General features: G+C 58.2%; 15 protein-coding genes. 2 read left to right on the plus strand and 13 right to left on the minus strand.

The window, feature by feature from the left end; translation table 11 throughout:
- Window positions 1-48: 48 nt before the first annotated feature.
- The 4 genes from EOD43_RS06430 to EOD43_RS06445 all read right to left on the minus strand — a co-directional run bounded on the left by EOD43_RS06430 (window position 49) and on the right by EOD43_RS06445 (window position 7,950).
- Entirely contained in the window at window positions 49-1,425 is a 1,377-nt protein-coding gene (locus EOD43_RS06430) for an MFS transporter (RefSeq protein WP_127742177.1), read from the minus strand.
- Window positions 1,426-1,451: 26 nt separating this feature from the next.
- Window positions 1,452-3,215 carry a hydantoinase B/oxoprolinase family protein gene (locus tag EOD43_RS06435; RefSeq protein ID WP_127742179.1) on the minus strand — a complete coding sequence of 588 codons (1,764 nt, stop codon included), beginning with the start codon at window positions 3,213-3,215 and terminating at the stop codon, window positions 1,452-1,454.
- Between the two features lie 11 nt (window positions 3,216-3,226).
- Complete coding sequence (locus EOD43_RS06440) at window positions 3,227-5,335, minus strand: hydantoinase/oxoprolinase family protein (protein WP_240653102.1); 2,109 nt, start codon at window positions 5,333-5,335, stop codon at window positions 3,227-3,229.
- Between the two features lie 125 nt (window positions 5,336-5,460).
- Window positions 5,461-7,950 carry a TonB-dependent receptor plug domain-containing protein gene (locus EOD43_RS06445; protein ID WP_127742181.1) on the minus strand — a complete coding sequence of 830 codons (2,490 nt, stop codon included), beginning with the start codon at window positions 7,948-7,950 and terminating at the stop codon, window positions 5,461-5,463.
- Window positions 7,951-8,281: 331 nt separating this feature from the next.
- On the opposite strand from EOD43_RS06445, the gene EOD43_RS06450 reads away from it, so the two are divergent.
- On the plus strand, window positions 8,282-8,641 hold the full coding sequence (locus EOD43_RS06450; RefSeq protein WP_127742183.1) for a RidA family protein: 360 nt from the start codon (window positions 8,282-8,284) through the stop codon (window positions 8,639-8,641).
- Window positions 8,642-8,712: 71 nt separating this feature from the next.
- Here EOD43_RS06450 and EOD43_RS06455 read toward each other — a convergent pair whose 3' ends face one another.
- The 6 genes from EOD43_RS06455 to EOD43_RS06475 form a co-directional block, all read right to left on the minus strand.
- Entirely contained in the window at window positions 8,713-9,072 is a 360-nt protein-coding gene (locus EOD43_RS06455; RefSeq protein WP_127742185.1) for a hypothetical protein, read from the minus strand.
- A gap of 50 nt (window positions 9,073-9,122) precedes the next feature.
- Window positions 9,123-9,548: a Ros/MucR family transcriptional regulator gene (locus tag EOD43_RS06460; RefSeq protein WP_420822433.1), complete on the minus strand. Its 426-nt coding sequence runs from the start codon at window positions 9,546-9,548 to the stop codon at window positions 9,123-9,125.
- An 85-nt stretch (window positions 9,549-9,633) separates the two neighbouring features.
- The gene (locus tag EOD43_RS23580) at window positions 9,634-9,786 is read right to left on the minus strand and encodes a hypothetical protein (protein ID WP_164857129.1); all 153 of its coding nucleotides are present in this window, start codon (window positions 9,784-9,786) and stop codon (window positions 9,634-9,636) included.
- 122 nt (window positions 9,787-9,908) lie between these two features.
- Window positions 9,909-11,057, minus strand: coding sequence for an NAD(P)/FAD-dependent oxidoreductase (locus EOD43_RS06465; RefSeq protein ID WP_127742189.1), 1,149 nt, complete (start codon window positions 11,055-11,057; stop codon window positions 9,909-9,911).
- The gene (locus tag EOD43_RS06470) at window positions 11,054-12,412 is read right to left on the minus strand and encodes an FAD/NAD(P)-dependent oxidoreductase (protein WP_127742191.1); all 1,359 of its coding nucleotides are present in this window, start codon (window positions 12,410-12,412) and stop codon (window positions 11,054-11,056) included. The genes EOD43_RS06465 and EOD43_RS06470 overlap by 4 nt, the downstream gene beginning before the upstream one ends.
- A complete protein-coding gene (locus tag EOD43_RS06475; protein ID WP_127742193.1) occupies window positions 12,409-12,717 on the minus strand; it encodes a (2Fe-2S)-binding protein in 309 nt (102 codons plus the stop codon). Before EOD43_RS06475 ends, EOD43_RS06470 begins: the two co-directional genes overlap by 4 nt.
- Before the next feature lie 231 nt (window positions 12,718-12,948).
- Between EOD43_RS06475 and EOD43_RS06480 the strand changes: the two genes are divergently transcribed.
- Complete coding sequence (locus EOD43_RS06480; RefSeq protein WP_127742195.1) at window positions 12,949-13,866, plus strand: LysR substrate-binding domain-containing protein; 918 nt, start codon at window positions 12,949-12,951, stop codon at window positions 13,864-13,866.
- 27 nt (window positions 13,867-13,893) lie between these two features.
- On the opposite strand, the gene EOD43_RS06485 is transcribed toward EOD43_RS06480, so the two are convergent.
- From EOD43_RS06485 to EOD43_RS06495, 3 genes are all read right to left on the minus strand, one after another.
- On the minus strand, window positions 13,894-15,648 hold the full coding sequence (locus EOD43_RS06485; protein WP_127744653.1) for a carboxylesterase/lipase family protein: 1,755 nt from the start codon (window positions 15,646-15,648) through the stop codon (window positions 13,894-13,896).
- 143 nt (window positions 15,649-15,791) lie between these two features.
- On the minus strand, window positions 15,792-18,842 hold the full coding sequence (locus EOD43_RS06490) for a TonB-dependent receptor domain-containing protein (RefSeq protein ID WP_127742196.1): 3,051 nt from the start codon (window positions 18,840-18,842) through the stop codon (window positions 15,792-15,794).
- A gap of 239 nt (window positions 18,843-19,081) precedes the next feature.
- Window positions 19,082-20,236 carry an enolase C-terminal domain-like protein gene (locus EOD43_RS06495; protein WP_127742198.1) on the minus strand — a complete coding sequence of 385 codons (1,155 nt, stop codon included), beginning with the start codon at window positions 20,234-20,236 and terminating at the stop codon, window positions 19,082-19,084.
- Window positions 20,237-20,245: the final 9 nt, after the last annotated feature.

A 20,245-nucleotide genomic window follows, 5' to 3' on the forward strand; every position in this document is an offset into this window, starting at 1 on the left:
CTTCACTTCTCCAATCATGATTGCCACCAAGTGCCGCAGATCGTGGCGCTATACAGTCTCATTGGCCTGTGCCGGTTCGTCGATCGTGCTCAGGAAAAACAAGCAGGCCAAGGCGGAGACCGCCAGGAAGGCAAAGACAACGTCCCAGCTATAGGCATCGAGCAAGATGCCCGCTGCCAGCGGGAAGAGTGCAGCTCCAACGGCTGCGCCCATCCCGGTCAGACCATATGCAATCGGATAAACTTCTTTGGTGGTCAGGCTCATCGGGTAGATCGTAAAATGGGGGTACCCCAGGCCGACGACGAAGCCTGTCACGAGCAGCAATGCGCCTGTCAGAACAGCATTGGCTGGCGAAAAGATCAAACCCGCTAGCGCGATCGCGGTGAACAGCGCGCCCGTCATCATGAGCGGTTTGCGCCGCATTTCGAGGATATTGTCGGAGATCCAACCGCCAGCGAGGTTGCCAACCACTGCACCGGCAAAAGGCGTTGCTGCCACAAAGCCCACGGTGGTCAGTGGGAGCTGCTTGGCGTTGAGCAGATAGGAGGGGATCCATGCCAGGAACACGTTGAAGATGCCGACCATGAAGATGCTGGCGAGCATGATCCCAAAGATGTTCCAGGAACGGAAGACGCCCTGACCGGTGTCGATCAGTTTGACCTGACGCAGGCGGATCACCCTATCGATCCAAGGAGGGACCCCGGAAGACAAGCGCACACGCCGTTTCGCTTCGATCGCCTGTGGATTTTGGATCTGGCGTAGCTCGGCTGGGGACACGAACCGCGACTGATCCGGTCGATTGCGGACGAAAACAAACCACACAATGGCAGCAGCGAGGACCGGAATCGCGAAAAATTGGAAGATCGCGCGCCATCCAAAATGCTGGAGGATTAGGACGCTGATCGGCGGACAGATTACCGGCCCAAGCTTTGACGCACCCCAATAATAGCCGGTCGCGGTTCCTCGCTCACGCGTCGAAAACCAGTGATTGATCGTTGTGATGCAGCAGATCGAAATCGAGGCTTCCACAACGCCCAGGAGCGAACGGTAGATCTTGATATCCATCGTCGTGTCGCTGGTTCCGATCAGGAATGATGCAAGCGCCGTCAGGGCGAGCGCTATCGTCATGACCCATCGCGGCCCAAACCGCCGAACCAGGAAACTCGAGGGGAGCTGAGCCACCGAGAAACAGACGAACATCAAGGTGGCGAACAAGCCAGCCTCGGTGTTGCTAATCTCAAACTCTTTCTTGATCCCTGGGAGGGCCACACCGAGGTTGGCGCGATCGGCTGCGACCAACATATAGATGAAGCAGGCGAGCCCCAGAATGACCCATCGAAACATCGACGATCGTTCTGGGTTGAAATCGCCGTCGCGATATTCGCGGTCTCCCGTCACCCGTCCTTCACTGCCCATTTCGCTCATGTCCTATGTGGAGGGCGCTGCGCCGGTTACTGGGCGCTTGCGGCGGTGGAAGATCCCGTCGCTTCAATGGCTGCTCGAACACGGTCGGTGCCATAGTCGCGCTCAGCAGCCTCTTGTGACACGAAACCATCGCGCAAATCTCGAGCGAGCTCGTCGAGGGGGCGTTCCTTGGCCGGGCCAAAGCCACCGCCACCAGGTGTCTGCACACGTATGCTATCGCCCGCCTTCAAAATGAGCTGGGCAACTTTGGTGGGAAGGGCCTCTTGGTCGTCTCGCCCAGGGTTTCGAGTGATGACACTGAGACCGCCGGTCTGCCCGCCGTCGAGACCTTCTGCGCCGTGGATATAGCTATCCGACCGAGCAGAGAATGTCGTGGCATCGTGGAGTGCGCGCACCTGCCGGGCGATGCCGAGGCCGCCGCGCCAACGGCCGGCTCCTCCAGAGTCCACGGCCAAAGCATATTCCTCGCACAGCAAGGGATATTCGTTTTCCAAAGACTCGGTTGGCAGATTGAGCGTGTTGGTCACATGGACGTGGATCGCGTCCATACCATCTCCGTCATATCGCGCGCCGCCGCCGCCGCCGATCGTTTCGCCGCATACGTAGAAGCGCTCGCTATCAGGTTGTGTGCCGGCAAAAAGGAAGGAGGGCAGGAGGTCGTTGCTTGACGCGATTTGCCGTTCGATCGGTAAAACGTCGCGGAAGGCGCCAAAAACTGCGCCCGCGATTTTCTGGCAGGTGTTGCTGCGAACGCCGACAGCTGCCGGAAACTTCGGATTGGCTATCGATCCTTCCGGCGCGGAGATTTTTACGCCATCGAACATGCCCGAATTGGGCATGAGGTCAGGATCCAGGAGCGCCTTGACGCAATAGTAGATCGTGGCGCGCAGCGCATTGCGCGGCACGTTGAAAGCGCCCTGGGCCTGAGGGCCAGTGCCTTCGAGGTCGATATGGAGTTGGTCATCCTCGACGATGACGTTGGCGACGATCGGAACGGGCTCGCTGCCCGTGCCATCGTCATCAAGCCAGGTTGTGAAGCTGTAACGCCCGTCAGGCAATGAGGCGACAGAGCGACGTAGGCGTTCGGCCGTATAGGCGAAGACGTCGCGAATTGCTGTCTTCGCGTTATCGAGCCCCATGCGCCGGAACAGAGCCTTAGTTTCAGTGCCCCCACGCTCATTGACCGCGATCTGCACTCGCAAGTCGAGGCGACGCTCCTCAGCCATTCGCGAGTTTTGAGAGATGAGGTTCAACACGTCCTCATCGATCTCGCCAGCACGCGCGATCCGGATGATGGGAATTCTCAACCCTTCCGAGAAGATCGATCGTGAGTCAGGGGAGATCGAGCCAGGTACGGCTCCACCGAGATCTGAGTGGTGACCGATATTGGCGGCGAAGGCTACGACCTCCCCATCGATGAAGATCGGTGTGACTACCGAGATATCAGGAATGTGGGTGCCGCCAGCAAGGTAAGGATCGTTGCAGACGAAAGCGTCGCCATCAATCATTTGGTCGACGCTATAGCGCTGCAGCAGACTCTCGACACCTCCGAGGAGTGAACCAAGGTGGAGCGGGATGTGCGTACCCTGTGCGATCAATCGGCCGTTGGCATCAAAGATACCCACGGAAAAGTCCCGCCGTTCCTTGATCACGGGGGAGTAAGACGACCGCATCATATGGAGCGCCATCGTCTCGGTGATCGACAACATCCGATTGCTGAAGACCTCCATTGCGATAGCATCGAACTGGGGTGCCACCGATGCCGGGGTCTGCGAAGTGGTATGAGCCATGAGTTCCTCGCTCAGTTCGAGATGATGATGTTGCCAAAGCCGTCGATGACGGCTCGCTGTCCCGCCAGCACGACCGTCGTCGAACTCATCTCGTCAATGATCGCAGGTCCGGAGACAGTCTCGCCGACAGGCAGGGCGGAACGGCGATAGACGGGGGTGTCCAACCAACCATCTTGGGGGCCGAAATAGACATTGCGACTGTCGGTCTTGGCCTCAACGATCGATGGCCCGCCGGCATAAGCCGCACCAACACTTTTGGGTACCTGACCGACGGCCCGAAGCCGGCAGCTTACAATGAAAACCTGCTGGTCGGGATTTTCATATCCGTAGGTCGCTTGGTGCACGGCGCCGAATGCGCGCAGGAAAGCATTGAGGCCATCGTCATCGATTGACGCAACCTCGACGCGTATCTCGTGGCTTTGGCCAAGATAGTGCGCGTCGATGGACAGCTCGAAGCCACGGGCTTCGCTCGCGACATTCTCCGAGGCGAGCCACTGATCGCCTTCCGTGACCATATCGCGCATCGCTTCACATGCTTTGCGCCAGCTATCGGGCGTGACAGGGGCAAGTTGCATCCGAACAAAGCTCAGGCTCACGTCGGATAGCAGCACGCCGCGCGCGCACATCGTGCCCGGTTCTTGCGGGACGATGATCTGTTCAACACCGGCCTCGCGCGCAACTTCCGCAGCGTGGAGCGGTCCGGCACCACCAAAAGCAAAGAGGGCGATGCGGGCGAGGTCATAGCCTTGTTCGGTGGTGACCGCGCGGATTGCACGGCTCATATTGGCGGCGGCGACCTGAATGATGCCATAGGCTGCCTCTTCAACGGACAGTCCCAACGGGCGGGCGACCTTCTCTTCGATCGCAGCAAGAGCTGCTGCACGGTCAATCGGCATGCGCCCATCCAACAGCGCGACGGGGTTGAGGCGATTGAGGCAGATATTCGCGTCTGTGATCGTGGGCTCGGTGCCGCCGCGCCCATAAGCGACAGGCCCAGGTTGAGCACCTGCGCTCCGTGGACCGACTTTGAGGGATTTGGCTGCATCAACCTGCGCGATGCTGCCGCCGCCAGCGCCGATCACATGAATATCGATCATCGGCAATTTGACGGGATAGCCTGCCACTTCGCGGCTCGAGGTGAGCTTGGGCTTGCCATCGACAATGAGCGATACGTCGGTGCTCGTGCCACCAACATCAAAGGTCACTAGGTTCGGAAAGCCCGCCGCGGTGCTGACGACAGCGGCCCCAATGACGCCAGCCGCCGGACCCGACAGGCAAGTGGTGACCGGCAGGCGTTTGGCTGTTTCGATCGACAGAAGGCCGCCATTGGAGTGGACGATCATTGGTGCCGAACCGATGCCAATTTCCGCAATCTTGCGCTTCAGGCGATCGAAATAGGCCTCCATCTTGGGGCCGACATAAGAATTGAGCACGGTCGTTGAGGTTCGCTCAAACTCTCGAAACTCAGGCAGCACATTCGAAGAAACGCTGACATAAACGCCAGGCAGCTTCTCTCGAACCAAGCGAGCGGCAACCTCCTCATGCTCGGGATTGCGATAGGAGTGGAGGAACGAGATCGCGAGCGCTTCGATGCCAGTGGATGCTAGTTCGCTGATGATGGCATCGAGCTCTCGTTCATCGAGCGGAGCGAGGCATTCGCCCTGAGCGGTCATACGTTCGCCAACCTCAAGTCGCCGATATCGGTCGACGAGCGGCTCAGGTTTGCGGACAGCGGAATCATATAATGCTGGGCGGGTTTGGCGCCCGATTGCGAGGACGTCGCGAAAACCCTTGGTGGTAATGAGACCAGTCGGGACGCCACGGCGCTCGATGATCATGTTGGTCGCCACGGTCGTTCCATGACCGATATAGGCGATGTCTTTTGCCGATATGTCGAAGATGGTGAGGATCTGGCTAATGCCATCGACGATGGCATCTGAAGGGTCCGCAGGGGTGGACGGAAGCTTGAAGTAGAGATTCTCGCCGGAAACGGCATTGGAAATGGTGAAGTCGGTGAAGGTGCCGCCGACGTCTACGCCTATACGAAACATTTCGGATGCCTTTTCTCTTGCACGATCGTTGCCTACGGCCATGCGGCCGCACAAGAGGTGCAGCCGCATCCTATCCCTGCTTTGCGCAGCTTGGCGCTGCGATCTCGTCTTTGCTCGGGTGAGACTGGGTGACGGTGGTTTCCGTCACCCAGTTTGCGAGCAGGCAGTCGGCCTCAATGAGCCCAGCACATGGATCAGAAATCGATCTGGATGCGCCCATAATAGAAGCCGCCAGTGAAGCCGTACGGGCCAAAGCGCGGATATTGGTTGTAGCCATATTGGGCGAGCGGGATGTTGTTGGCCGGCGGGTAGACGTTGAAGAGATTGTCTGCGCCAACCGCAAAACTCACCTGCTTGGTGATATTGTATTTCACCATCGCATTGGTGATCCACTTCGCCTTGAAGAAGCGATCGAGCGTCGCGTTCGCGCCGGGTGTTTCAAAGCTTCCGTAGCGGACGCCCTGAAGGTTGAACGTGAACTTATCGACGGTCCAATTGGCACCAAGCGCCACCTTGGTTTCGGGGATTGCGTCCGTCAGATAGCCCTGGGTAACGCGATCAACCTGCACGTAGGTCGCGCCGAGCGCGTTCAACGCCGCGGGGTTGGGCGCAATGTCCGTAATCTTGGTATGGTTATAGTTGAACGCTGCTGTCAGGCGGAGATCACCGGCATTACCGAGATCGGCACGGTAAGTGGCGATGACATCCACACCGCTCGTGCGCGTATCAACGGCATTGGTGAAATATTGACCGGTGAGGTTGGGATCGATGCCATTGGCCCTGAGGATGTTGGCGACAGCCGCACCCTGCAAAATGCTGCCAAGCGCGATGCGATCGCTAAGCTTCACAATATAGCCGTCGACCGTCACATTGAAGTTCGGGGCGGGGTTCATCGTGAAGCCGAGGCTCGCATCGATCGACTTTTCAGGCTTTAGCGGCGAGGCGCCTAGAGCAATGGCAGCCGGGGTACCGACAGGCAGGATCTGGTTGGTGATCGGCTGACCAAGATTGGCAGCGGCATTACTCGGCGTCGTGCTGGCCTTTGAATAATGCTGCTGGGCAAGGCTTGGGGCCCTAAAGCCGTTGCCGAAAGAGCCACGCAGCGAAAGCCAATCGGTCGCCTTGTAGCGACCATCGACTTTGCCCACGACGCTGGTGCCGGATGTGTCATCATAACGCTCGACGCGGCCAGCAGCCCCGATGAACAGGCGCTCAGTGGGTTCATATCCCAATTCGACATAGCCAGCGAGGACATTGCGGTTCCAAGAGCCTGCGTCAGCGGGCCGCAAGCCTGGTGCGAAGAACGCACCCGCCGGCAGGAACTGGCCAGCGAAAGCCTGGCCCGCCGGGCGGACATAGGTCCCCAACTGATAGCTCGCCAGATCGCCGGCTGCGATCTTGAAGCGTTCGAACCGGTGCTGGAGACCAAACGAAACCTGAAGGCTGCCACCACTCGACATGTCGAGCTTGCGGGTCACATCAAGCGAGTTGACCCATTCCTGCGAAGTCAGCGAACCGATGTAAAACTCGGTTGGGCTCGTCGGTCCAAGGCTCGGATTGAGACTGTCGAGCGTGTCTTGGGGCGCATGATTTTCGCCTGCCGTCGAAGACAGGCTCCAATCCCAGTCGCTGATCGTGCCGCGTGCGCCAATCGCCAGCTGCCCATCGGTCTCGCGGATCCGCTGGATCACATAAGTGAAGTTCGGATAGATTTCCGGCAGCGCTTCCTTCTGGTTCGGAATGATCGGTGGGAAGATGATGTCGGTGGTACGCTTGCTGAACGTGCCGAAGGCAAACAGCTCAACGTCGCCAACCTGATCGCTCGCGTTGAACCCGACCTGCCACTGCTTTGTCGGGAACAGGCCGAAGCCCTTGCTGATCTGCCGATTGACCGTCGCTTCGCGCGGGTCGAGCTGCCCGTTGGCCAGTCTGGGATAAAGTTGGACGGTCGACGCGATCGGATAAGAGCGGTCGGATGCATTTTGATCGGTTGCTGAGAAGAACAGGTTCAGCGATCCCGTATCGGAATATTTGAAGCCATAGTCGCCGCGAATGAGAAGCTGCTCGCCGTCGCTACGGTCCATATTCTGACCATATTGCGCGCTAAGCGATCCTCCGGGCGTATCCTTCAAAATGACGTTGATCACGCCAGAGATTGCGTCCGAACCATATTGCGCGGCGGCCCCCTCGCGCAGAACTTCGATACGGTTGATCGACGAGGTCGGGATCATACCCAGATCAACAGGTGCCGTGCCGTTGTAGAGGCCCTGGCCCACGTTGATCAGCGAGGTGTGGTGGAACCGCATGCCGTTGACGAGAACGAGCGTGTGGTCTGGGTTAAGGCCGCGCAAGCCGCCTGAGAGGATTGCGCTCGATGTGCCGCCACCAGCCTTGGTCGTATAGTTGAAGGAAGGGACCTGCAGCTGCATGTCCTGATAAAGGTTGGCGTGCCCCGCGTCCGCCAGATCCTTACCGCTGAGCACGTCGACAGGCGTCGGGCTGTCCAGTGCAGAGCGCGGTTTACCGCGCACACCCGTCACGATGATGTCTGAGACTTCTGTGACGTCAGCCGGAGATTGGGCCACCGCAGGCGCTGCTGCGGAAATCGATGCAAGCAACGCTAAGACCGAACTAGCCGACATCATCGAGTTTCTCGCTGTCCGCGCCTGATTGACTTCCCTCATATACTGCCCCCCTGTTTTGAGACTTAGCCAGGCGCGTCGTGCCCCTGTTACGTTGGGGTTGAGACTGCGTGACAGGGAAAAGTCAGTCAAAGATCAAGAATCGCTTATAATATTCTCGAAGGTTATGAACTTTGAACGCCGGTTAGGTTCCTCCTGGAGGCGGGTAGATGCGGAAAATGGCCGAATGCGGCAGCCTTTTTATCCTTCGCACAGAATCGGTGAGGGGGATCAGGCTCAGGTCATAACTTCTCCGAATATGGACCATCGTGTTTCGACTTGGACGCCTGAATGGCTCCCATCTAGCAAGGTGGCTGCAATCGAAAGGCTTCCAATGAACGACATCACCCGCATCAAAACCAACCCGCGTCGTGGCAGGGCTGTCGCCTATAATGGCGTGCTCTATCTGGGGGGGCAGGTCGCCGATAATTGGGATGGTGACATCGTGGCGCAGACCCGCGAGGCGCTCGCCAAGATTGATAAGGTGTTGGCTGAAGCCGGTACCGATAAAAGCCGACTGCTCAACGTCCAAATCTGGCTGAAGGACATCGGGCGCGACTTTGCCGGTATGAACGAGGCGTGGGATGGCTGGATTGATGTCGAAGCAGCACCTGCGCGTGCGACGGCCCAGTGCGAGCTCGGTGCGCCGGCCATTCTGATCGAGATTATCGTCCAGGCGGCACTGCCGGCTTAAGCGACGCTCCGCTCTCCCCTTTGCTGGCCTACTAATGCAAGGTTGGCAAAGGGGATGAACGTTAGAAGCCATCAAAGCGAGGCTTGATAAACCTCTGTAAATCCCGGTCTCTGGACGAGCTGCGATCCCCATAAGGAAAAGGGTAGGGCGCCCCTCAGGTGGCGCTGCAGAGAGGCAACGACCGATCGCCAAGCAGGCTCTAGTTCGTTGAGTAGGATTGTGCGCTCGTCACGGATTTCAAAGGTCAGCAGCATGATGCGACCGGCATAATGATGATCGACCATCACGCCCATTATGTTGACGATTCTCGCCCAAGCATAAACCAGTCGTTTGCCTTGGTCGCACTTAGCGACAAGGCCGTCCGCATCTGCGGCGATAACAGCTATCCGTTCGACAACCGCGTCGTCGGATGAGACTTTCGTGTCAGCCACACGCAGTCCTTGATGGGTGGAGATAGATCGGGATAGCCGCAGGAAGGCGGTCAGGAGCTGCGCTTCCTCCTGGTCGGTGCTTTCACGGGTTCCTTCTTCCCGAGCCCAATCTTGTGGGCCAATTGTCTGCGAACATCCGCATAGTTGGGCGCCACGAGCGGATAGCTGGTGGGCAATTTCCATTTGGCCCGATATTCTACTGGCGTCAGCCCATGCGCATTGCTGAGGTGCCGCTTGAGCATCTTTTGCTTCGAACCGCATTCAAGACAGGTAATGCTGTCGGGCTTCACAGAGGTTCGGATGGAAACCGCGGGTTCTTGTGGAACTTCGGGTACGGGAGCCGGCGATCCTAAGTTCGTCAAAGCGCCATAGACGCTTTGGATGAGCGCTGGCACGTCAGCCATATTGACTCGGTTGCTCTCGACATGGCTGGTGACGATCTGCGCCGTCAAACCAATAAGATCTTCGCTGTTCAAAACGGCCTCCATCCTGCTGTCACAAACTATGCACGATTGAGGAAGGGAGACAAACTCTGCGCGGGTGATGGCTCGTTTGGGTGAGCTATTCGATGGCCTTCAGTGAAGCGGACAGGATGGCGGCTAGTGCCTCCTCAGCTCGTTTACGCGTGGGGGTATCCTTTGAGCTCAGGTCGTGGCGTAGCCAGTCCGGCAGTTGCGCTACTTTTTCGGCTAGCCGGTGTTCAATCTCGTCCATCACATGGCGCACTGCCCTCGTGGCTTCCATATTTCAATGCCAAAGGCTGAGGGGTGGCGGTTGCAAATTGTCAGGCAGGACTAGCTTGATTTACCATTGTCCTGCCGTCTTTGATGTCGTGCTCAGGCTTGTTTTGCCAGAAGCGGGTCGCGCGCAGCTCCATGCATAAGGCGATCTGGCCGCAGCCCAGCGACATCGAAGCAAGTGGCGCCATCAAGCAGCATGTCGGCCGTAACAATCCCTAAGGCCGGCACGAGCTGGAAGCCGTGACCTGTGAAACCGAATAAATGCATAAGGCCTGAGGTGGACGGCGAGAGTCCTGCAATCGCAATATGGTCTTGTGTTGCGGCTTCCAAGCCAGACCATGTCCGCACGATCCGGAGCCGTTCCACACCGGGAAAGAGAGCGACCGCTGCTGCCGCAGACTTAGCAAGGGCGCGTGCGTCGACATCGGCGCTTTCTCGCACGAGGTCGAAGCGGCCTTGCTGACCTCCCCCGATGAGAATTGTGCCCTGAAGCGTTTGTTTGAACGACAACATGCGGCCTACTGCGCTTACTGTCGGCTTGAGCATGGGGGCGATCCGCTCGGTGACGATCATCATTGATGCCTTGGTGCCAATTGGAATGTCATCGCCCGCCATCGCTGCGATCTGACCCGCCCAAGCGCCCGCCGCATTGACCAGGAGCGGTGCCTCGAACCGATCCTCCCCGGCCGCCACCAGCCAAATGTCACCGCGCTTCGCAAGAGACGTCACCCCAGCACCTTCACGGATCTGCACGCCGGCTGAGCGTGCAGAGCGTAGAAATGCCGCGAGCGTGCGATGCGGGTCCGCGGCGCCGTCGCGCCGAGCAAAGACGCCGCCTAAGCAGTGCGGAGCTATGGTAGGCGCAAGCTCGCGCAGCTCTGCCGCACCCACGATTTCTTCGTTGGTATAGCCGCGCAGTTGGTGCTGGGTGACCTGCGCGGACAATTGTTCGAGCTGGGCCTGCGTTTCGGCAACCCGCAGCTGGCCAGTCGCTTGGAAGCCGCAATCGTCGCCAACCAGGTCTGCGATATTGTGCCACATCTCCATTGCGGCGAGCGATATCGGTAGTTCTGCGGGAGCACGGCCAAGCGTTCGCACACCAGCAGCAGACGCTCCCGAAGAATGACGACCGATCCGTGCCCGCTCAAGCAGCAGAACATTGAGCCCGCGCCGCGCGAGTTGCAGCGCAGCTGACAGGCCGTGCAGACCGCCACCAATTATGATGGCATCAGCGGTCTCGGTCATATGCCGCTATCCAATGTTGCAAGCTCGCCCAGCGTGAGGGGCTTCAACGGAGGCCGAATGCGCAAAAAGCCAATCGCATCCGGTGCTCCGCCATGTGCTTCGCGCACCAAGCGCGTGAGGCTCGCTCCACATTGGCGACCTTGGCAGGGCCCCATACCAGCGCGCGTTGCGATCTTGATGCCGTCGGGACCCAGATGCGCCTCGTTTTTCAATGCTGCGCGGATATCGCGCGCAGTGACCTCCTCGCATCTGCAGGTGATCGTCTCATCCGGCAGCGCCATTTTGACGGGTGGATACAGAGCATCGACAAAGTGGCGGAAGCGTGCGGCCTTAGCCAGTCCACGCCGCACGGGCTTGGCTGCGGTTTCGGCTTGCTCTGAGCTCATGGTGCCTGCGGCCCGGGCAATCCCTATCGCTGCTAAACGGCCCGATAAGGTGGCGGCACGAGCACCGCCGATGGTTGCGCCATCGCCGGCTGCGAAAATGGTCTCAACCGAGGTCCGGCCAAATGTATCAAGGATGGGTTCGAAACATTGTTCGGCCTCGTTCCACCGGTGATCGCAACCAGCCGCAATGGTTCCGTGGAGACCGGGCACGACGCCGTCATGGATGAAGAGAAGTTCGGTCGCGATCTCCCCGATTTGGCCATCGTCTGTGGAGTAGGTGACGTGCGATAGCTTATCCCCGCCACGGGCCTGGAGGGAGGTAATGCCGCGAACGACCTTGATTGAGCGGGACTGCCATTGCCAAGCGAGCCCTCTCAACAAATCGCGCCAGCCATAGGTAATCGCGCCAGGGAGCGCGCGCGCAGCTGTAATGATCCGTCCCGAGGGGGACGTATCGAGAATGCCTTCAACCATGCCGCCTGCGGCAATGAGCTGATGCATGTAGAGGAGGAGGAGGGGGCCTGAGCCTGCTAGCCATACGGGCTTGTCGGGTATTTGGCGCGCCGTCTTGAGCAGTATCTGCGCAGCGCCCACGGTCATAACACCAGGCAATTGCCAGCCGGGAAATGGCATTGGCCGCTCTTGTGCGCCCGTCGCCATCAATATGAACCGTGGCTCGATCATTTGAGCCTGTCCTGAGCTCGATAGAAATAGACGGGGCCCGGGCTCGATTTGCCACACCTCGGATGCGGGTCTGTAGTCACCGCCCATTTGCCGAAATCGGCGCACCAATGCGGCGCCTGATCGATCTTCAGCACCATGAGCGGGCCGCTGTTCGATATTGGCAAAGATGCGTCCGCCAGGTGCTGGCTGATCGTCGATGACAGTTGTTGATAGGCCCAGCTTTTGGAGTTCAAGCGCCGCCGTCATACCGGCCGGCCCTGCGCCGACGATCGCGACGTCGATCATGCTAATCCACCATCGGGTCCTGGGCGGTGGTTCTGGCGGCGCACATCTAATCCGTCGCGCACGCGCACGAGGCAACTGCGCGTGGATGTCGCACCGTCGACTTCGACAAGACATTCAAAGCACACCCCCATCATACAAAAGGGGGCTCTGGAGGCGCCGCTCACGGGCGTCCGCCGACAAGAATAAGGCGCATTGCGTAGAAGGACGGCTGCGAGCGGCTCGCCCTCGTCGGCGGTGACTCCGACGCCATCGATAGTGAGCATGACCGGGCTCGGTGCTCGAGCAGGGTCGATTTTGCGAAACATTGCGTGCTTTCAGGCAGATGGATCCGCCAGACGATGTGTCGCGCCATTTTCAGAACGTCAAAGACCTGTTGTTTCGTAACTTATTCCAAATGGTTATATTGTGGGGCTGCGGCACCCCTTATGGCTATGGCATGTGATCATTCGACCCTGATTAGGATCGTGAACTTGTATTCCAAAGAGTTATGAATATCATCTCGCCCGAGCCTATTGGCCCCTTTTTTTGGAGGCTACGTGCCCCGCCAAATCAATCTTCGTCAGATCGAAGCTTTCAAGGCTCTCATTGAGAGCGGAACGGTCAGCCGTGGAGCCGAAATCCTTAGCATTTCCCAGCCTGCAATGAGCAAGCTGATCGCTCATCTCGAACTGGATACCGGGCTTAAGCTTTTCGATCGCGTGAAGAAGCGGCTTGCGCCAACGGAGCATGCAATCCGGCTGCACAATGAGATTGATCGGATCTTTGCCGGGGTTCGCCAGGTCGAGAATGCAATCGATGCTCTTAGGCGCGAAGAGCAGGGGCGGCTGATGATCGGTGTTCTACCAGCGCTGGCCGGCTCGTTCATTCAGCGGGTAATCATCGACTTTCTGGACAAGCACCCCAATGTCTTCTGCTCGATCAAAACCTATAGCTCACACATGGTCGTTGAGCGCTTGGTCGTGCGGCAGCTCGACGTCGGGCTGACCAATGGTAGGATCGACAATCCCTATGTGAGTTTCGAGCCACTGATGGAGGACCCGCTGGTCTGCATCATGCCGCTTGATCATCCGCTGACGAGCAAGAAGCGCGTCGAGCCCAGCGATCTGGACCAACTGCCCTTCATTGGGTTTGATCCTGATATTTATGTCAGCCATCTGATCACCAAGGTGCTCGATACCTATAAGGTCCAGCCCAACATCATATTGTCAGCGACCTCTGCACAACCTGTCTGTGAGTTTGTGGCCGCGGGTTTGGGTGTCTCACTGGTTCACCCCATCATGCTCGACGGAATGGAGCATCGTGTCGCCGTTAGGCCATTTGATCCCGACATCATGTTTCACTTTCAGCTAGCGAGGATGGCCGACGGGCGTAATGCCCGCTTTGCTGAAGCGTTAGTGGATGAGATCCGCCGTACGGCGTCTGCCATCTCCAAGAGGATCGTGAGCGACAGATAACCGACGACAGTTCGGCCTTGCTTACAGTTAAGGCGACGGCGTCAATGAATCCCAAAAATCGCAGTGGCGCCTCATCGCATATTGGTGGTCGGTGAGACGCGATGAAGCGGGATGATCCTGTATAAGCCAAGCATCGCTGCCAGCTTTTTCTGTGTGACGTGGCCAGGGGGCATTCCCCGCTCCATTCGGATTGCCGGTGCGGGCAAAATTGCTCCATGCGGCGACAATTTCGTCTGACAATCTCGACTGCTGGCTGTTCAATGGCCTGCTCACGCCATCTGGCCCGCCATGCCAAAGGGGGAACAGATATTGGATATCGGCTGTGTGGTATGCGCCTAAGGTCAGTCCAGGCATATCTGGAAATATGGATGGCGCCCGTCGATCTGAAAACTCATAGGCATAAACGGGGATCTGTTGCGCCAGCAGCGTGCTGAGCCGACGAATGTCGCAGATTTTTGCGTCGCTCGCCGCGCGCGACCATGTCTGTGCCGGGCTTTCTAAACTGCTTAGCGGGTACAGCGACAAAATATCCGACGCCGTGCTTTCAGGATATTTGGGGGGCGCATAGCTTGAACGGACGTAGCGTTCATATTGGTCCGCGGTAGGCGGGATGCGCTTCGCGTTATCCGAGTGGGACCAATATTGAGTTATCGCGAGAAAAAAGCCCTGCTCGTCCATTGTGGCACCGGTCATCAGGGGCACGTGACGAAAGCGACCAGTTTTGAATAACGTTAGCGGCTGATCGGGCAGGGTCTGCCCGTCAACGATACCCGCACCAATGATGACAAACTTGCTTTGAGCGCTAGCAGTACCAGCCAGCTCCTCGATCTTCGTGGCAGGAAGCTCGCGAAGGCATCGCGCAGTTTCCGAACCACGCCCCGAACCACAGCCCGCGGCCTGTGCGAAAGCGACGCCTATAGCCTCGGCGGCATCCTGCGTGATCGCTGGGAAATTAGCATAGCATGAGCTTTGGCAAATCGCGCGGTGGAAGAGGCCGGCAGAAGTAGGCGATACCATATGCAGGAGTACGTCGATTGCTCCTGAAGACTGTCCGGCGAGCGTCACATTGCGTTTATCGCCCCCAAAATGTGCGATATTGCTCTGGATCCACCTGAGCGCGGCTTGCTGATCGAGAATGCCGTAATTGCCGAAGCTGTGTCCTTCTTGATCCAGCGCGGGATGCGCCAAAAATCCCATCAGATTTAGGCGATACTCAACCGTGACGACCACATTGCCACGGGCCGCTAATTTGCTGCCGTCATAGCTGGGTGTTTCCCCGGTGAAATTGCCGCCGCCGTGAAGATAGACGATCACGGGAAGCCGAGCCGGAGGCCGAGCGGTCGGCGTGAAAACATTGAGATATAGGCAGTCCTCGTTGGCGTTTCGGGGGCCGGAGAAGACGCCGAGAGTTGTAGTTTGTGCGCAGATCGGGGCGAAGGCGGTGGCGTTTCGAACTTGGGGCCACGGCGCATGTGCTTCAGGGGGACGCCAGCGGAGATCCCCGATCGGCGCGGCCGCATAAGGTACTCCAAGATATCTCGTAATGCCGTTAGAAACGGAGCCCCGCAAAAGCCCTTTGTCTGTCCTGACTATCGGTGCTCGCAGCGGTTGGGCTGCTAGGATGGGTGCTGGCTTAAAGGCGCTCAGCATGCCTAGGAGAAGGGCGGCTGTGAAAGCTGCCGATCGCTGTGGCATTGCTCTCCGGTTTTTCGCAGGCTCGGTGATCTGGTTGGGGATATGGGCCCGGGCGCTAGCCGCGTAGATCGAGATCGAATGAGGCATCGCCACTCCGTTTACACCATTCCTATCGATGCATCTCCCGGCGTCCAGCCAAGCGATCAAAAGTAACGCAATGGAAGCGCACTTATCTGCGCGAATGTTCACCGCAGCCTCCCGGTGAAGCGAGAGGCTGCGGTGATTGGGGGTTACAGTTTAAAGCGAACGCCAGCCCGGAAGACCCGGCCTTGGACGTCGTAGAGGACCGGATTCACGTTGATCGGTACGACCGACAGGCCAGGTCCATATGCGACGGAGGCCGGATCCTTGTTCAGGATGTTGTCCACCGACAAGTAGGTCTGGATCTGCCCGCTAAGCTTCACCGTGATATTCCCATCAAGGTAGAAGGCTCCCGGCAGACTATTGTCGTTCATCGTCTGATTATCTGCCGTGGACGCCGGACAACCCGTCGTACATTCGATGTACGTCGTGTTCTGCTTGCCCGCGCTGAAGCCGCGACCAGTGAGGGACAGTGCGATCGGATCCCTGTCCCAGGAGATGCTCGCCACATAGCGCCACTTGGGAAGCGAGTTCTTGGCAACGGTGTTATAGCCGTTGGTGCCAACCGTATCGACGGGCGCCGAAATGCCATTGTCGAACAGGTTCTTGATGTAGCGGGTACCAACAAACCTTAGGCCAAGATTACCACCGAATACGGGCGCACGATAACTCGCTTCAAGATCGACACCCTTTGCATGCTGCTTGGCAAAGTTGATCGGCGACACTGCAACCGAGGTCAGCATGGGGACGCCGCTCGAACCGAGTGGGCCACCACGAGTGATCTGGTTGCAAAATACCGTGTTGCCACCCGCGCACTGGTTGACGGCAATCTGCGCTCCGACAGTCGAGATGGCATCATCAATATTGATGTCATAATAGTCGACGGACGCAGCGAAGCCCGGCAGGAATTGCGGCTGGACCACCACGCCCAGGTTGAGTGAGTTCGCGACTTCAGGACGCAATGCGAGATTGCCACGTGAGACCTGGAAGACGTTGTACGACGTATTTCCGTTCGCAGGGTCATTGAGCACCTGCGTTGCGGTCAGCGAGGTCGTGAACAGTTCGGCGAGGTTGGGCGCACGAATGTCCCGCGACCGGGCGACCCGGAACGTGATGTCCTCGATAGGCGAATAAGTGACGCCAAGCTTCCACGTCGTGACATAGCCCGAAGTGCTATAGTCGGTTGCGCGAATGGCCCCATTCAGATCGAGATTCTTGGCGAACGGCGCATCCTTTGCCAGCGGAACGACAACTTCGAGGAAGCCTTCGGTCACGTGATAGGATCCGAAGGTTGGACGATAGTTGCCGACGAAATATGCAGGCCTTGCGGGTAAGGTCGCATCGAGCGGATCAACGCTACCCGAGACACCTTCACGTCGGTGTTCCACGCCTGCTGCCACCGAAACCGGTCCCGCCCAGGTCGAGAACGGATTGCCGCGCAGCGTCGCTGCAAAAACATCCTCCTTCAGACGGTCACGCCGGAATGCTGTTCCCAAGACATAGTCGACTGCTGCGGGATTGTTGACCCCGGTGCCGAACAGGTTGAACGGAACGCACCCGTTGGTCGGGTTTGTGAGTGTTGACCGGCAAACGATGACCCCATTCGGTGCACGCACCGCATCGAACGCATTTGTGGCGTTCTGATTGATCGGAACGTCCGCACCAACATAGGAACGCGCAATCCCTCTCTGCCAGTAGGTGTCCCAATCCCAATCGGTTCCGGCGAGTGCGAAGTCGCCCTTGGCGCCGACCACGCTGCGCCACGAAGTGCGCTTGGTGTGCGCGGTGACGACCCCGAGGTCGCCAGCAAAAGTGTTGATCGTGAACGGTCCGGTGATCTGGCTCGCTATGCTGGCGGGAATGAACGCGTTGTCGCGTTGCACGGTGATGCCGAAGCCAAGATAGTTCAGGATCGCATTACGTGATGTCGCCCGAGCGTAAGAGCCCTGCGCAAAGAGCTGAACATTGTCGGCAACGTCGAAGCTGACTCGACCGAAGATGTTCTGGCGGCTGAGCTTGGGAGTGAGGTCCCCGTTCTTGGTGAAGTCGGCATACTGCCAGTCACCGCCCTGCATGTTGACGCCGCTAACCAACCCCAGATTGAGCCTAGCGGGCGTACCACCGGGACCGAAATAGGTGCCGTAGAGCGCGCCCGGCGTGGTGATCACGCCGCCAAAAGTAGATAGATAGCCGACGGCTGGGCTGGAGATCAGCCTCGGTTGGCCGTTCGTCGCGGTATAGGTCGGATTATTGAAGATCTTCGAGCCATCATACCACTTGCGCGAACCAATGCCCGTAATCCCGTCATTGTGCGCAATTTCACCGCTAATCATGATATGACCGCGGTCGTCAGCGAACTTTGTGCCAGCCGCGAGCGACACTTTATATTGGCGATCGTCGCCATAAGTGGTGACGCCACCCTGGACTTCGCCTTTCAGCCCGGTGAACTCCTTGTCGAGCACGAAGTTGACGACACCCGAGACCGCGTCGGAGCCCCAACTGGCCGATACACCTCCCGTCACGACGTCGACGCGCTTGACCAGGGCCTGAGGAAACTGGTTCACGTCGATCAATCCGTCGAGGGTCGAAGGCGCAACGCGCTGACCGTCGAGAAGAACAAGCGTGCGGTTTTCGCCCAGGCTACGCAGGTTCAGGGCGTTGATGCCGACATAGCCTGCGCTGATGAAGGCGACATTTGCCTTTGGCGTGCTCGTCGCGGCAAGCGACGGGAGCTGATTGACGTAATCAGCCAAATTGGCAGGTGCCTTGGCGGCAATTTCCGCTTCTCCGATAACCGTCGTCGGAGTTGGAGCTTTGTAACCATCGCGAATAACGCGAGTTCCTGTCACGATAATGTCCGAAATCTCGGTCACATCTTCCGCAGGATTTTGAATATTATTGTTCTGTGCCAGCGAGGGGCAGGCCGACCCTGCGCAAATGATGGCAATTATGCTCGCGGATGCGCGAAAAAAACGCGCATTGGCGGTGTGTTTATTATTTAACTTCCCCACTTTAGCTCCCCTTTTTCTTGAGCTTAAGAGTGGAGACTGCGGGGCATGCTCAATGCAGTCAAAGTCTAAACCTTCTTGCCGGTATTCTATGCGGTTATGGTATGGCTCGTTCAATTTCGCTAATTTTTTGAGCGGCAAGCTAGAAAGATGAAGCGATTTTGGCCGCCAGTTGAAACTGACGGCCGGCATATCCGCTACCCAATGGACTTATCTGTTGCCGCCTCGGCGTTATAGCAAAGCGCGTATCGCCTTCGTAATTGGCCGGGCGGTTCTTCCCCCCCCAAAAAAAACGGCAGCTGGAGGGCAGGTTTCTCAAAGCCCTTTCAAAGGCCACGCTATAGCTGCGAGGTTGCCGACAGATGAGTCAACGAAAACGGCTGGCGTGACGGGCAATTCCAATGACCGTGAGAGCGCCGTTCTAGGCAAAATTAGGCTTGCAGGATCTGTGTTTTGATCGCCAGCCGACGAACATGGTCTTCGTCAACTTCGATCCCGAGCCCCGGACGGGCGGGCGCTTTGACCCGTCCGTTGCGTACGAAAGATCCGAAATCTGTGGGATCTTCAGCAAGGCGCAGGGTCGACATATAGGCATGGCCAAAGTCGACGAGGTTGTTGATCGTCATAGCATGCTGGAGTGAGGCGGCCTGCGTAATGCCGAACTCGAGCATAGAGTTCATATAACAGCGAAAGCCAAATGCCTCGGCGACCGACGCGATGCGTTGCGCGCGCAGGGGGCCGCCATTTTTGCTACACTTGATGCTGAAAATGCTGGCAGCCCCAAGGCTGGCGATGCGGCCAGCAACTTCCAGCCCAATCAAAGATTCATCAACCGAGATCGGAAAGGTCGTAGACCGCGCAAGTTCGGCTAGGCCCTCCAAGTCATCACCGATGACGGGCTGTTCGACAAAGACCAGGCGTGATCCCTTTACGCCGTCGAGAAATTCTCGCGACTGAGTGCGGTCCCATCCCTGATTGGCATCTGCGATAAACCCAATGCGATCACTGTAGCGCGCCTCAAGGGCCGCTACGCGCGCGATCTCGTCAGCGATGGGCGAAGTGCCCATTTTGAGCATGAAGCTGGTGAAGCCTTGGGCTGCCTTCTCATCGATGACGGCGTAATCGTCTTCCGCAGTGCCATTGCTCAGCGGCCACAGCACAGGAAGCTCGTCGCGGACCGCGCCTCCAAGGAGAGTTGAGACCGGCACATTGAGGCGCTTACCCAATATGTCGAGCAACGCCATGCTGACGCTGCCTTTCCCGTAAAGCTGCTTAGGCATGAGGCCGTCGAGCATCCGATCGATCCACCCCGGTTCAGGGGCAGAGGCCGTGAACACGGCTGGCAGCAATATCTCATTGAGAGCGCGAAATACGTCGGCGGAGGATTCACCCGTGAACGACTGTGCGGCATTGGCTTCGCCCCAGCCGACGATCCCGTCGGCGTCGACCAACTTGATCATCACAGCGGTGGTGGTCGCGACGGTGCCGTGGGTTAGCTTATAGGGCGTGACAAAGGCCGCTTCGATTTCGAAGACCTCGGCGCTTACGATCCGCGCCATAGTCGCCGTTCCTGGAAAATCGCTCATTGTCAGGCC

The sequence above is a fragment of the Sphingomonas crocodyli genome (genome assembly GCF_004005865.1).
In the GTDB taxonomy this organism is placed as follows: domain Bacteria; phylum Pseudomonadota; class Alphaproteobacteria; order Sphingomonadales; family Sphingomonadaceae; genus Rhizorhabdus; species Rhizorhabdus crocodyli.

Excerpts from the sequence above, each read along its gene's own strand:
- EOD43_RS06430 (WP_127742177.1), bottom strand. The coding sequence starts at position 1,425 with ATGAGCGAAATGGGCAGTGAAGGACGGGTGACGGGAGACCGCGAATAT.
- EOD43_RS06435 (WP_127742179.1), bottom strand. The coding sequence starts at position 3,215 with ATGGCTCATACCACTTCGCAGACCCCGGCATCGGTGGCACCCCAGTTC.
- EOD43_RS06440 (WP_240653102.1), bottom strand. The coding sequence starts at position 5,335 with ATGCGGCTGCACCTCTTGTGCGGCCGCATGGCCGTAGGCAACGATCGT.
- EOD43_RS06445 (WP_127742181.1), bottom strand. The coding sequence starts at position 7,950 with ATGAGGGAAGTCAATCAGGCGCGGACAGCGAGAAACTCGATGATGTCG.
- EOD43_RS06450 (WP_127742183.1), top strand. The coding sequence starts at position 8,282 with ATGAACGACATCACCCGCATCAAAACCAACCCGCGTCGTGGCAGGGCT.
- EOD43_RS23580 (WP_164857129.1), bottom strand. The coding sequence starts at position 9,786 with ATGGACGAGATTGAACACCGGCTAGCCGAAAAAGTAGCGCAACTGCCG.
- EOD43_RS06465 (WP_127742189.1), bottom strand. The coding sequence starts at position 11,057 with ATGACCGAGACCGCTGATGCCATCATAATTGGTGGCGGTCTGCACGGC.
- EOD43_RS06470 (WP_127742191.1), bottom strand. The coding sequence starts at position 12,412 with ATGATCGACGTCGCGATCGTCGGCGCAGGGCCGGCCGGTATGACGGCG.
- EOD43_RS06475 (WP_127742193.1), bottom strand. The coding sequence starts at position 12,717 with ATGTTTCGCAAAATCGACCCTGCTCGAGCACCGAGCCCGGTCATGCTC.
- EOD43_RS06485 (WP_127744653.1), bottom strand. The coding sequence starts at position 15,648 with ATGCCTCATTCGATCTCGATCTACGCGGCTAGCGCCCGGGCCCATATC.
- EOD43_RS06490 (WP_127742196.1), bottom strand. The coding sequence starts at position 18,842 with ATGCCGGCCGTCAGTTTCAACTGGCGGCCAAAATCGCTTCATCTTTCT.
- EOD43_RS06495 (WP_127742198.1), bottom strand. The coding sequence starts at position 20,236 with ATGAGCGATTTTCCAGGAACGGCGACTATGGCGCGGATCGTAAGCGCC.